Below are 13,792 nucleotides of genomic sequence, written 5' to 3' on the forward strand. Positions count from 1 at the left end.
TGATGTAAAACAGAAAAAGGAGGAATAATAATGAGCAATAAGAAGTTTATTTTGAAATTATTCATATGTAGTATGATATTTATCACATCTGTATTTGCTTTACATGATAAGCAAGTCGTTGCAGCTAGTTCTGTTATTGAACTTGAAAATTGGTCAAAATGGATGCAACCTATACCTGATAACATCCCGTTAGCACGAATTTCAATTCCAGGAACACATGATAGTGGTACGTTCAAATTACAAAATCCAATAAAGCAAGTATGGGGAATGACGCAAGAGTATGATTTTCGTTATCAAATGGATCATGGAGCTCGCATTTTTGATATAAGAGGCCGTTTAACAGATGATAATACGATAGTTCTTCATCATGGGCCATTATTTCTTTATGTAACACTGCATGAATTCATAAACGAAGCGAAACAATTTTTAAAAGATAACCCAAGTGAAACAATTATTATGTCTTTAAAAAAAGAGTATGAGGATATGAAAGGGGCAGAAGGTTCATTTAGTAATACGTTTGAAAAAAATTATTTTGTTGATCCTATCTTTTTAAAAACAGAAGGAAATATAAAACTTGGAGATGCTCGAGGGAAAATTGTACTACTAAAAAGATATAGTGGTAGTAATGAATCTGGAGGGTATAATAATTTTTATTGGCCAGATAATGAGACGTTTACGACAACTGTAAATCAAAATATAAATGTAACAGTACAAGATAAATATAAAGTGAGTTATGATGAGAAAGTAAAATCTATTAAAGAGACGATAAATGAAACGATTAACAATAGTGAGGATTTAAATCATCTATATATTAATTTTACAAGCTTGTCTTCTGGTGGTACAGCATGGAATAGTCCATATTATTATGCCTCTTATATAAATCCCGAAATTGCGGCATATATTAAACAAGAGGATCCCAAAAGAGTTGGTTGGGTGATCCAAGATTATGTTAGTGATAAGTGGTCACCGATTCTCTATCAAGAAGTTATAAGGACTAATAAGTCACTTTAAGTTTCACCATAATTTCATAGAAACAATGTAACGCTATTAAAAGTCTTGTGGAATTCCCATAAGACTTTTTAGTATTTAATATTATGAGAATCAAAGTTCTTTGAATAGGTTTATATAGTTAATATAATAATTTAATACGGTTATAAAATCGATACGAAAAAATGTCGATAAATGTCGATTAATATTGTAATATAAAACATATAAGTATAATATACAGATGAGGTGGATTTATTGTCTTTTATTAAAAATAGTAAAATTGGAACGAAATTAAATGTGTTAGTCATTATATCGAGTTTGGCGTGCATCATGTTATCTTCTCTGGGGTTTCTAGGGCTTCAAAAAGGTGAAAATACATCTTCTAGTATGTATGACGAAAGGCTATTACCAATTGAATGGATAGGAACTGTAGAATCAAATTTTTACCATGTGAATATGAATTTTATGGAGATTATGATATCGAAAGATGAAAAAAGAATGAAAGAACTAATAACAGAAATGGATAAGACTAGGAAAGAAAATGATGAGTTATTAAAACAATTTGAAACTAGAATTAGTTCTCATAAAGAAAAGGGCTTGTATAATGCATTTCAAAGTCAATTCAAAGATTTAAGAATACAAATGAAGAAAGCACAGGACTTGGGACTGACTAATAATGAAGAAGCGTATAGCTATTATTTAAAAGAAATTGAGCCTAATATGGGAAAAACAATTCAGTCTATCCGTGAACTTATTTTATATAATAATACCGCGGCTGAACAACTACAAAAAGAGAATATCAATAGTGTGAAAAATACGATAATAACATTTGTAATTATTTCATTTGTTGGAATCATAATAATTATTTTTATTGGTTTTATAATAAAAAATGTTATAAAAAAACCAATTGTATTATTACAAAAAGATATGGAACGAGTATCTGCTGGAGATTTAACAATTCGAACTTCTTATAAATCCGAGAACGAATTAGGCCATATTGTACAATCCTTTAATAGTATGTTAGATAACTTGCAACAATTAGTCGGTCAGGTGAAGGTTACAGCGAAAGAAGTGATTATTTCAACTGAAAATATGTTACAAGAGACAAAAACGGCAGCACATATATCAAACGAGGTTGTTCGAACTACTTCTGAAATAAATAAAGAAATAGAGGGACAAGTGACTAGTATTCAAGAAAGTTCAACTTCGATGGAAGAAATTGCAACTGGAGTTCAAACAGTAGCTGAATCTTCAGCGATGGTTGCTGAAGTTGCTGTTACAACAATAGACCAAGCAAATTCTGGTAGTGAAGTTATAAAACAATCTATTCGTCAAATGAATAGTGTGAATGAAGTTGTTGAAGAAACTTCTAAGGTCATTGATAGACTTGTTACGCGGACACAACAAATTGAAGAAGCGCTAGATGTTATTACTAATATTGCAGAACAAACGAATTTACTGGCCTTAAATGCTGCAATTGAGGCAGCACGCGCCGGAGAAAATGGAAAAGGATTTGCAGTAGTTGCAGCTGAAGTAAGAGGTCTGGCTGAGAAATCTAAAACATCTGTAAATGATATAAATAATTTAATACGTTTTATACATCAAGATACACAGGATACAGTTCATGTAATGAAAAAAGGTCAACAACAGGCTAGTGGTGGTAAAGAAGCAGCATATAAGGCAGAACTCGCATTTTCATCTATTATGCAAGATATTAATAGAATAACGTCCCAAATTCAAGAAGTGTCTGCTGCCACAGAAGAAATGTCTGCTGGGACAGAAGAAGTGAATGCCTCTTTATCAATAGTTTCTGAAACTGCAACACAAGTCGCACAAGAAACGAATCGAACGGTACAATCAATTCAAGCACAAGCCACATTGATTCAAGAAATAACGACGAAATCTAATGAAATGAAAAAGAAAGTCGAAAATTTAGAAATGCTAATTTCGCAATTCATTATTGAAGAATAAGTTTGTTAACATTTATCAGTAGTATAAACTTTAAGATACTCAATATAGTGCTGCGTTGCACAATTTGAAAAAGGACCTTTATAGGTTCTTTTTTTGTAAATGGTGTGAATGCTATGTTTAATTATAGTGAAAAACAGAAATGTATTATATAATAATCATTTAAATTTGTACCTATAAATTTTATATGTAATAATGAATTTGATTTATTCTAATAAAATGGAGGTATATACTATGAAGTTTCCACATGATTTTTTATTCGGAGCTGCTTCAGCTTCTTATCAAGTAGAAGGTGCATGGAATGAGGATGGAAAAGGTGTTACGAATTGGGATGAGTTTTCAAAAATTCCTGGCAAAACATACAATGGAACAAATGGTGATGTAGCGGTTGATCATTATCATCAATATAAGGAAGATGTTCGTTTAATGGCTGAGATGGGATTGGAATCGTATCGTTTTTCGATTTCTTGGGCGAGAATATTGCCGAATGGAGATGGAGAGGTAAATGAAAAAGGCATTAAATTTTATAACAATTTAATTGATGAATGTTTAAAGTACGGGATTGTACCGTTTGTCACTTTATATCATTGGGATCTACCATTACCGTTAGAAAAGGATGGTGGGTGGACGAATAAACGAACAGCAGATGCTTTTGTAAAGTATGCCGAAATTTGCTTTAAAGCATTTGGTGATAGAGTGAAACATTGGATTACTTTTAATGAAACAGTAATGTTTTGTGGATTAGGCTATTTAAAAGGTGCACATCCACCAGGAATAAAAAATGATGTTCCAAAGTATTTTCAAGCGACTCATTATGTATTTTATGCACATGCGAAAACAATTGCGGTGTACAAGCAGCTGAAACAATATGGGGAGATTGGGATTACACATGTTTTCTTACCTGCTTATAGTGTGGATGATGAAAAAGAAAATATACTAGCAGCAAATCATGCGAATGAATATGAAACGTATTGGTATTATGATCCAGTTTTAAAAGGTGAGTATCCACCTTATGTTGTTCAACAATTAAAGGAAAAAGGGTGGACTCCTAATTGGACGGTTGAAGAATTAGAAATCATTAAACAAAATGCCGAAAAGAATGATTTTATTGGCTTGAATTATTATCAACCAATACGAGTAGAAAGATACGATATGGATATAAAGAGCGATGAGCATTCTCGAGAAAACTCAACACTTGCTCCAGGTAATCCTTCTTTTGATGGTTTTTATCGCACAGTAAAAATGGATGATAAAACATATACAAAATGGGGATGGGAAATATCTCCCGAAGGTTTCTTAGATGGATTGCATATGTTGAAAGGGCGTTACGGTGACATAAAGATGTATGTAACGGAAAATGGACTTGGTGATGAAGATCCAATCATTGAAGGAGAAGTTGTAGATGTTCCGAGAATTAAATTTATTGAAGAGCATTTAAAAGTAATAAAGCGTGCAATTGAAGAGGGAATCAATTTAAAAGGTTATTATGCATGGTCAGTGATTGATTTATTAAGTTGGTTAAATGGGTATAAAAAGCAATATGGCTTTATTTTTGTCGATCATAATGATAACTTAAAACGTAAGAAAAAACTTTCGTTTCATTGGTATAAACATGTTATCGAAACGAGAGGAGAAGAGTTATAATAGATAAAAGAGTATTTTAGGAGAAAGTGTATGAGTGCAAAGTATAAACAGATTGCAGATGTGTTAGAGCAAAACATTCGAGATGGGCTTTTTAATGAAACGAAAAAACTACCTACAGAAGAAGCTTTGATGAATCGGTTTGAAGTAAGCCGTAATACGATACGTAAAGTAATTAGTCAGCTTGTAAATAGAGGTTATATTTTTCAAGTGCAAGGTAGTGGTATGTTTTTACGTGAAACTTCTGTAACAGATTACATTAATTTAGGAAGTTTACGTGGATTAACGAAAAATCTCGTTTCGCAAAATATTGAAACGAAAGTGTTAGAGCTTGAAGTAATAGATGCGGACGAAGATATAGCAAAGCGGATGCAATGCGAAGCTGGAACTAGGATATATTTTTTGAAGCGTTTAAGAATTGTAGATGGTAAACCATTCTCTATTGAAGTAAGTTATTTCAAAAAGGATATTATTCCATATTTGAATAAAGAAATAGCATTAAGCTCTGTATACAGTTATTTCATTGAAGATTTACGATTAAATATTGGCTTTGCCGATAAAGTTATTAGTTGTGAAAAAGTAAATAAAGAAAACGCGCAGCTGTTAGAATTAAATGAAGGTGATCCGGCGCTTCTTATTGAAAATACAGTGTGTCTTGTAAACGGGACAATTTTCGAGTTATCTCAATCGATGTTTCATTATGAAAAGACTAAACTTTTAAATCGAATTAATTTCAAATAAAAATAGAAAATAATTTATCGTGTGAAAAGCAACTGAGTCCAAAGTGATCAGTTGCTTTTTATTTTTAAAGTGGATGAGCAAAAAAACACAAAAGTGGTTGGTCCGTTTTTTGTAAACATCTATTATGATAAGAGAAGAAAGGTAGTATGTTATTAAAGTTTTAAAGAGGAAGTTCTTTATTAAAATAGATTGTCTTTAGAGAGGTGAAAATACAATGATTTTTGCAATTTCACTAGTGGTTATTATTGTAATTGGATCCCTGTTTGGGACCGTGTTAGTTGCACGAAATGTGGAGGATAATTACGGCAAGTCTACAAAGAGAAATGTGAAAAACTTATCAACTATTTATATTCTTCTTCTTTTCGTACTACTTGTTGGGGTAACGTGGTATGCGGTAGTGATTTAATAGTTTTGAAAGAAAAAAGTTAATATTGTATATGATGGAGGAGTATGATTTTGATAAAAAATGAACGCCACGTTTTAATTGTTTTTCCGCATCCAGATGATGAGTCATATTGCGTGGCAGGTACAATTTTAGCTTATGCGCAGCGAAATGTTCCTCTTACTTATGTTTGCTTAACGTTAGGTGAAATGGGGAGAACGATGGGGAATCCTCCTTTTGCAACACGTGAATCATTAAATGTTATAAGAGAGACGGAACTAAAGAGGGCTACAAATGTTTTAGGGATTAAAGATTTACGTATGATGGGATATCGTGATAAAACTCTTGAATTTGAAACTCCCGGAGAGTTAAGACGTGTAATACAAAAATGTGTAGAAGAAGTGAATCCTTCGTTAGTTATTTCTTTTTATCCGGGATATGCGGTTCATCCAGATCATGATGCAACAGGAGAAGCGGTAGCAGAGGCGTTAGCTAATATTCCGGAATATAAAAGGCCAACATTTTATGCGGTAGCTTTTTCGAACAATCATGAAGCGGAAATAGGTCCTCCGCATTTTAAAAATGAAGTGAAAGAATATGTTCCCAAAAAATTAGAGGTATTGCAAGTACATGCATCACAATTTGCGACGAAAGTAACGGAACTAAAAAGAGAGTATGAAGAAGGTGTACCGGAAACAGTAGAGTGGTTAGAAAAGGAACCATTTTGGATATATTCATTCAAAGATAAGAGTAAGTGATGTTATAGCTGAAGGTGATGAATATGTATTTTGAATATAAGAATCGGAAAATTTCTTACAATATAGAAGGATCGGGCCCTGTTATATTGTTATTACACGGTCTTGGTGGGAACGCAAACAATTGGCTATATCAAAGGCAATATTTCAAAGAGAATTGGACGGTGATTTCTCTTGATTTACCGGAGCATGGGAAATCTGAAGGGCTGGAAATTCTTTTTAAAGAATATGCAAATGTTTTGTATGAGTTATGCAGTTATTTAAAGCTACAAAAAGTAGTTATGTGTGGCCTTTCAAAAGGAGCTAGAGTCGGTATCGATTTTGCTATTCAATATCCAGGCTTTGTTTCTAGTTTAATTGTTGTAAATGCATTTCCCTATTTGGAGCCTGAAGACCGAAAAGAACGAATTGAAGTATATGATTTACTTAGCTTACACGATAATGGAAAAACATGGGCGGATACATTATTGAAGGCGATGGGAGTAGCAGATAATGAAGTAATTGTTAGGGGATTTTATCAATCTTTACAGTCTATTAATTCGGTGCATATTCAAAGATTATTTGCTGAATTAGTAGATTATGATCAAAGACCGTTTCTTTCAAATATTTCATGTCCTACTTTAATTATAAGAGGGGAAAATGATGATTTCGTTCCCGAGAAATATGTAAGAGAGTTTGAAAGACGTTTGAAAAATACAACTTTTATTGAGTTTAAAAATAGTGGACACTTACCTTATTTAGAACAGCCGACTAGCTTTAATATGACGGTAGAAAGATTTTTAAATCATGTAATTAATTAATACTATTATTAAAGTTAATACTGTTATTAGGGAATCAAGGATAGTTCGTTTTGAGAGGGGGCAACAAGGTGGAATGGAAACCAAATCGTGCAGATAAGACGCCTGTATATAAACAAATAGCGGATTATATGGAAAGGGGTATTTCTTCAGGTGAGTTTCCTTCTGACAGCAAGTTACCTTCTGAGCGTACGTTAGCGAAAGAATTACAGGTGAACCGGAGTACAATAGTAGCTGCGTATGAAGAATTAAAATCACTTGGAGTAGTAGAACGGCAAAAGGGAAGCGGAACAAGGGTCAATACAGATATATGGGGTGTCTCACATAAACGAATACCGAACTGGGGTAGGTACGTGGAGGATGGATCGTTCTTACCTAACGTACCACTCGTTCAACAAATTAGAACGGAAACACAAAAAGACGACTTAATTAATTTAGCGAGTGGTGAATTGTCACCAGAATTGATTCCGAGCGATAGATTCCGAACGATTTTGTCGGAGAAAACATTTATGGAAAACCTCGGTTATGACCATCCGCTTGGAAATGAAATGTTGAGAAAAACAATTGCAGCACATGTTCAGCAATATAAACAAATTGAAGCAGATTCGAATTCTATCCTTGTTACATCTGGCGCACAACAGGCACTTAACCTTATCGTGCAATGCTTATTAAAACCAGGAGACGCGATTGCAATTGAAGATCCGTCGTATTGTTTTTCATTGCCGATGTTTAAATCTGCTGGCCTAAAAATATTCCATCTACCTGTTGATCAGCATGGAATGAATCCAGATGACTTAATTGATTTGCATAAAAAGCATCGTATTCGTATGGTATTTTTGAATCCAGATTATCAAAATCCAACGGGAACTGTGTTGTCATTAGCAAGGCGTAAAAAGGTTTTAGAGCTGTCTTCTGAATTTGGTATACCGATTGTAGAAGATGATCCGTATAGTTTAACTTCATTTAATGGAGAAGTGAATCCTACATTAAAATCAATGGATCAAAACGGGAATGTTCTTTATATAAGTTCATTATCAAAAATTGTTGCATCAGGATTACGTATTGGCTGGGTAATTGGCCCTACGCGTGTAATAGAACGTTTAGCGGATGCAAAACAGCAAGTTGATTTTGGCCATAGTGTATTTACGCAGTGGGTGGCAAATCAATTTTTAGAATCAGAAGATTTTCATGCACATATTACAATGCTTCGTGAGCAATTGAAAGACAGAAGAGATGTGTTAATTAGAAAGCTTGAAGAAATATTAGGGGACCAGGTTGAATTTTTTGTTCCAGAGGGTGGAATACATTTATGGTGCAAAGTGCAAGGAACATTTGATGAATATCATTTATTAGGCGAATCTATACGAAATGGTGTAGCGTTTGTCCCGGGAAGTGTTTTAGGTACTAAAAATGAATATATTCGTTTTACTTTTGGGAGAGTAGATGTCGAACAAATTCAACTGGGAATCACGAGGTTTGCGGAAACATTAAACGAGATTTCATAATAGTGATGCATATTGAAATGAGGGAAAGAAATGAAGTACGTGACGCTTTTACTTCAAGTAGGCGTGCTATATGTATTTAGCTTAGTTGGTACGTGGATTCAGGAAGTATTCCATTTATCAATGCCAGGAAGTTTAATAGGGATGTTAATGCTGTTTCTGCTCCTTTCTACTCGTATTTTACCATTAAAGTGGTTTGAGGAAGGTGCGGAAAAGTTAATTATATTTTTACCGTTATTTCTAATTCCTTCGACAACAGGGCTGATGGAATATGGGTCTTTTCTTTTCAGTAAGGGGAGTGTTATATTCCTTTTAGTAGTTGCAAGCACAATAGTAACATTGATTGTTTCAGGGTATATAAGTCAATTATTAGTAGCATCAAAAAAATAAAATCGACAAGGTGCAAGATGCAAATGGTCTTAATTATTATTACTGTAGTAATGTATGTATTGGCGACAAAGTTATATAAAAAAATTCCGTTTCCATTTACGTTACCGGTGTTAACAGTTACAGCAAGTATGATTTGCTTATTTCTGATTTTGGGTATTTCTCATCATGAGTATAGAGAAAATGGGGGAGACATTCTTTCCGGCTTATTGAGTCCTGCAATTGTAGCGTTAGCGATACCTTTATTTAAAGAGCGAAATATACTTATGAAAAATTTTTTGTCGATACTTATCGGCGTAGCGGTAGGTATAGTGGCTTTAACGAGTATGAATGTAGTGATAGGCGGAATGTTAAATATAGATAAGGAACTCATATTAACAACACTGCCGCAATTAGCGACGATGCCTATCGCCATTTCATTAGCGGATCAAATTGGTGGTATTCCATCTATGACTTCTAGTTTTGTAGTTGTTGCAGGAATAACAGGTGCTATTATCGGACCAACAGTACTTAAGTTTTTCCGTATAACAAGTACGATTGGAAAAGGAGTGGGGATGGGCTGCGCATCACATATTATTGGTGTGAGCCGTCTCGTGAAGGAAGGCGAGAAAGAGGCGACGATCGGTTCAGTGACGATGATTGTAACCGGAATACTCATTAGTATATTTATACCTTATGGAACGAAATTTATATTTTAAAATATAATGGAGATGATGAAAATGACAACATGGTTTATAGTTACATTATTTATTTTTGGCGCTCTTAAAGTACTAGTTTCTAGTATGCCAACTTCTGTTGTAGAATCAATTATTAGTAGATTTGAATTGCATCAAAAACTTGAAGAAGAGACTACCTCTATATCGATAGATGGAAAAAATATAGAGGGAGAAATGAAACTACAAGTTATTCATGAATTTAATGAGGCTTTATTTTTAGATAAACACTATTTCCCACCGCACGGGGAAGGAACACCAATCGTTATTAATACGAAGAAAGGGAATAAAGAGATTAGATTTTCTCTGTATAGCCATGAGGAACATGTTGATGTAATCAAGCAATATAAGAAGAAAATCGTTGCCTATCGTTTACGTTCAAAAAGTCTTCAAACTCTGGCACCATTAGTAGTAACTGAAGAGTATGCTTAAGGAGAGACCGTTTTTACAACGGTCTCTTTATTATAGGTAGGATGTATATAATTATTTAACTGTTTATTCGTATCTTAGCCCGTTTGAAAGTTCTTCAATAGCTTTCCAATCGTCAACAACAATCTGTTTATTATTTTTATGAATTATATTGTTAGCTATTAATTTTTCGATAACTCGATTAAGATGACGGGTAGTTGTCCCGATTAATGAGGCAATTTCATGATGATCTTTCGTATGGATTTCTCGTCCAAATAAATTAGATGGGTTTCGAGCTGTACATAAATAACTAGCAAAGCGTGTCTCCACAGAAGCTAGTAAATTGATACGTGAAGCCGTTGTGCAGGTTTGTAGTTTATAAGTGACGTGATGAATTAGTTCTTGAAGAAAGACTACATCATGTAATAAGTAACTTGTTACATAATTTTTATCAATAAAAAGAAAATCAGTCTGCTGTTCGGAGGTTACATGAGATTGTATGTCTACTGATTGAATTAATTCAATATCTCCCATGATAGAAACTGCAGAACAAAATCGTAGTAATAATGCTTTACCTGTAATTACACTTGAAGTTATTTTTGTACGACCTGACATTTGAATGTATAGGCCGTCAATAGCCTCGCCTTCTTGTAATACAGTTTCTTTTGCTGCATATCTGTGAATCTCAAATGGATGATTGAATTGTTGGAACAGTTTTTTTATGTATTCATTGTTTAGGTAATTTAGTAATAAAATATTATCTGCAATCTTTTGCATAATGTTTCTCCTTTTGGGACATCTGTCCTGTCTATTATAAAATAATTCATTTACATTAAAAAGAAAGGAGTGATGTATATGAAATTTATTTTTGATATCGATGGTACTATTTGTTTTAAAGGGAACGCAGTAACTAGACAGATCATTCAAGCGCTAGACGTTTGTTATAGTAAAGGACATGAGATTATATTTGCATCTGCTAGACCGATTAGAGATTTATTACCTGTTCTACCAACTCATATGCATCATTATTCAATGATTGGTGGGAATGGTGCCTTTGTCGCAAAGGATGGAGAAATTGTTGAAGTTATACGTTTTGACATTGAAGCAGTAAGTGCTATGCGTTCAATTATAGAAAAGTATAGTCTTTCATATTTGGTAGATAGTCAGTGGAATTATGCTTATACAGGAAGCGAGAATCACCCTATCTACAAAAACATAGACCCTAATCAATTGGCTATTAATATGAATATTGATGAAATTGATGAAGTAGTAAAGGTGGTTTTATTTCCTGATAATATAAAAAAAGAATTAATCATAAATGCGTTGGAAGAACTTCCTATAAGAATATATGAGCACGCAAAAGAGGGGATTATTGATATAAGTCCGCCACATATTGATAAATGGGAAGGTTTAAAACGATTAGGTATAAAAGAGGGAGAATTTGTAGTATTTGGTAATGATTCAAACGATTTATCAATGTTTATACATGCTAAGGAAAGTATATGTGTTGGGAGTCATGAAGTATTAATGAATCATGCTTCCACATGTTTAAAGATTAATGAACAAACTATTAGTAATAAAATTATGGAGTTAGCAGAGTCATATGCATAATAATGTGTATGTGAAAAAAGGGTACTAAAAGGATTGTTAGCCTTTTAGCGCCCTTTTTTATTAATAATTGACTGATAGAACTTCCATATGAAAAATAAAAATAACATATATCCAAACAAAGAGTAACTATGACGCCAATTCGCACTATGTACAAACAACCCTAATCTTTCAGCAACCTGTTCAAAAATACTAGCACAAATACCTATTGAAACAATAAATAAAATTCTAGAAACTGCAGATAATGTTTTTGAAATTTGTATGAAAAGCGTTGTTAAAATCGGTAGTACAAACAAAGTAAAGCCAATGTTAACTGAAAATATGGATGAGAATGGTCTAACGGGAAAGGAATACATTTGGTTCGCAACAAAGAAAGCATCTAAGCAAGTTCCGATAATAGAAGAGAGTAAGATTGTAACTGCTAATGCTAGAAAATCACTCTTCTTCTCGAAGGAGGACGTTTTTCTTTGCAAGAATTGCCAACTCAATTGTTTCGAGTGTTTTACAGTAGTCTTCTGTAATTTGTCCATTTATATTTTCCCCCTTATCTACTAAGTAATTTACAACTTGCCAGTCCGTAAACCAATCTTCATTGTCAACTTCTTCATGCTTCATATCTCGCCATGCATAGATGAGTGCAGGACTGTATATACGATAAGCGCCACTACGCAACTGGCATTTCTTTATTCGACGCTTATAAAACTCACGGGAAAAAGATTCATTGACACTTGAAAATAAATGAGGCCAGTAATCTTTCCTTGATCCTGTATGCGGATGGTGCTGGGCCCAGCTTATTATTTGAGATAAAACATGTGTGTCTCGAAATAATAATGAATACAACCTTTTTCCAATTAAGATTCGTTCGTGTAAGGAAGTGAAATGTTTCATTGTATCACCAAATAGTAATACTTTGTGTTTCTTATCATTTTCGTAGAATGGGAAAAGAATATGATTAAATTGAAAGAAATCAAAGAGTTTAAATCCAATACTATTAAGTACAGTCTTTTTAAATTGTATATTTTGAATCACTCTTTTTTCTAAGTAGTTTTGCTCATTAATAATAGTTGCAATGGCTAATGTTTTTTTGTTACCTGTTTTCCAAAAATCGTTCCACATCGTTTCCATAAATGTAGAAACATTTAGGTGAGGGAGAAGGTGAAATAGCTTTTTTGCTCTTTTCACACTTTGTTCATAAAGCAGAAATTGAGGATATACATCTTGGAAAATAAGCCAATTCCCTCTTTCTAAAAAAGAAAAAAATGTGATTTGATCTTTCTCTGATAAAATTTTCGTATATAAATCGCCCTTTAAATCAGTCATATTCCAACCGCCGTTACGTGATACCATATGCCCAAGTAGTGCCCAATGTATTTCTGGATATTGAGTGTAAAATTGGTAGTATGCGCGTGTTCTTGTCACATTATTTTTATTTAGCTGTTCTGTTTGTATTTTTATGTTGTTGATGATGAGTTGCTCTTCTTTCGTTAATTTATACATCGTACCAGAATGTATGAGTTTGCTTTTTTGTTTTAATTCATTTTTTACATCAAATAGGGAGAGAGGCAGTACTTTGGAAGGTCCGTTATATGTATAATTTGAATCGCTTCGGTACATTCCGTTACCTCCATTTTTCATAAATTTAAACATGATTATTGGCTATGAATCATTCTATTTATTTTATTACGAGTATAAGAAATAAATGAGCGGTGTTTTTTACAAGTGTTTAGTTATTATGCAAAAAGTATAAAAAATCTTACTGTTGTGAGGTGAAATAAAAAACAGAAACTATTTTTAATAGTTTCTGTTTTTTTATTTTGTCAATTAAATGTAACAAACGACAATTATGATTTAAATCAATTGAAAATAATTCAATAAATTTTATAAATACAATTCTAATTGAAAT

The 13,792-nt window shown here is 33.1% G+C and carries 15 protein-coding genes; 12 read left to right on the forward strand and 3 right to left on the reverse strand.

Going from position 1 to position 13,792, the window contains the following annotated elements; all coding sequences use genetic code 11:
* Positions 1-30 precede the first annotated feature (30 nt).
* The 11 genes from AC1Q8N_RS12680 to AC1Q8N_RS12730 all read left to right on the forward strand — a co-directional run bounded on the left by AC1Q8N_RS12680 (position 31) and on the right by AC1Q8N_RS12730 (position 10,305).
* Positions 31-1,011, forward strand: coding sequence for a phosphatidylinositol-specific phospholipase C (locus AC1Q8N_RS12680; protein ID WP_064475043.1), 981 nt, complete (start codon positions 31-33; stop codon positions 1,009-1,011).
* Between the two features lie 231 nt (positions 1,012-1,242).
* Positions 1,243-2,958 carry a methyl-accepting chemotaxis protein gene (locus AC1Q8N_RS12685; protein ID WP_098079101.1) on the forward strand — a complete coding sequence of 572 codons (1,716 nt, stop codon included), beginning with the start codon at positions 1,243-1,245 and terminating at the stop codon, positions 2,956-2,958.
* A 231-nt stretch (positions 2,959-3,189) separates the two neighbouring features.
* Positions 3,190-4,599, forward strand: a complete 1,410-nt coding sequence (locus tag AC1Q8N_RS12690; protein ID WP_048545925.1) for a glycoside hydrolase family 1 protein — start codon at positions 3,190-3,192, stop codon at positions 4,597-4,599.
* Between the two features lie 30 nt (positions 4,600-4,629).
* Positions 4,630-5,337 carry a GntR family transcriptional regulator gene (locus tag AC1Q8N_RS12695; protein WP_046956514.1) on the forward strand — a complete coding sequence of 236 codons (708 nt, stop codon included), beginning with the start codon at positions 4,630-4,632 and terminating at the stop codon, positions 5,335-5,337.
* A gap of 214 nt (positions 5,338-5,551) precedes the next feature.
* Positions 5,552-5,743: a hypothetical protein gene (locus tag AC1Q8N_RS12700; RefSeq protein ID WP_048545921.1), complete on the forward strand. Its 192-nt coding sequence runs from the start codon at positions 5,552-5,554 to the stop codon at positions 5,741-5,743.
* 53 nt (positions 5,744-5,796) lie between these two features.
* A complete protein-coding gene (gene bshB2 / locus AC1Q8N_RS12705; protein ID WP_431097661.1) occupies positions 5,797-6,477 on the forward strand; it encodes a bacillithiol biosynthesis deacetylase BshB2 in 681 nt (226 codons plus the stop codon).
* Positions 6,478-6,500: 23 nt separating this feature from the next.
* Positions 6,501-7,274, forward strand: a complete 774-nt coding sequence (locus tag AC1Q8N_RS12710; RefSeq protein WP_493521191.1) for an alpha/beta fold hydrolase — start codon at positions 6,501-6,503, stop codon at positions 7,272-7,274.
* Between the two features lie 68 nt (positions 7,275-7,342).
* Positions 7,343-8,776: a MocR-like pyridoxine biosynthesis transcription factor PdxR gene (gene pdxR, locus AC1Q8N_RS12715; protein WP_431097595.1), complete on the forward strand. Its 1,434-nt coding sequence runs from the start codon at positions 7,343-7,345 to the stop codon at positions 8,774-8,776.
* 30 nt (positions 8,777-8,806) lie between these two features.
* Positions 8,807-9,163, forward strand: coding sequence for a CidA/LrgA family holin-like protein (locus AC1Q8N_RS12720; RefSeq protein WP_098642035.1), 357 nt, complete (start codon positions 8,807-8,809; stop codon positions 9,161-9,163).
* 23 nt (positions 9,164-9,186) lie between these two features.
* Positions 9,187-9,858 (forward strand): LrgB family protein, encoded by a 672-nt coding sequence (locus AC1Q8N_RS12725; protein ID WP_048545914.1) that lies wholly within the window; start codon positions 9,187-9,189, stop codon positions 9,856-9,858.
* A gap of 21 nt (positions 9,859-9,879) precedes the next feature.
* Positions 9,880-10,305: a YfmQ family protein gene (locus AC1Q8N_RS12730; protein WP_048545912.1), complete on the forward strand. Its 426-nt coding sequence runs from the start codon at positions 9,880-9,882 to the stop codon at positions 10,303-10,305.
* A 63-nt stretch (positions 10,306-10,368) separates the two neighbouring features.
* Here AC1Q8N_RS12730 and AC1Q8N_RS12735 read toward each other — a convergent pair whose 3' ends face one another.
* On the reverse strand, positions 10,369-11,058 hold the full coding sequence (locus tag AC1Q8N_RS12735) for a Crp/Fnr family transcriptional regulator (protein WP_048545911.1): 690 nt from the start codon (positions 11,056-11,058) through the stop codon (positions 10,369-10,371).
* A gap of 78 nt (positions 11,059-11,136) precedes the next feature.
* On the opposite strand from AC1Q8N_RS12735, the gene AC1Q8N_RS12740 reads away from it, so the two are divergent.
* Entirely contained in the window at positions 11,137-11,892 is a 756-nt protein-coding gene (locus AC1Q8N_RS12740) for an HAD-IIB family hydrolase (RefSeq protein ID WP_048545909.1), read from the forward strand.
* A 44-nt stretch (positions 11,893-11,936) separates the two neighbouring features.
* Here the strand turns inward: AC1Q8N_RS12740 and AC1Q8N_RS12745 are convergent, their stop codons facing one another.
* Positions 11,937-12,362, reverse strand: a complete 426-nt coding sequence (locus AC1Q8N_RS12745; RefSeq protein WP_493521192.1) for a CBO0543 family protein — start codon at positions 12,360-12,362, stop codon at positions 11,937-11,939.
* A complete protein-coding gene (locus tag AC1Q8N_RS12750; protein WP_098077461.1) occupies positions 12,325-13,503 on the reverse strand; it encodes a DUF2515 domain-containing protein in 1,179 nt (392 codons plus the stop codon). Before AC1Q8N_RS12750 ends, AC1Q8N_RS12745 begins: the two co-directional genes overlap by 38 nt.
* Between the last annotated feature and the right edge of the window lie 289 nt (positions 13,504-13,792).

The sequence above is a fragment of the Bacillus sp. GW823-FHT06B01 genome, assembly GCF_058952315.1.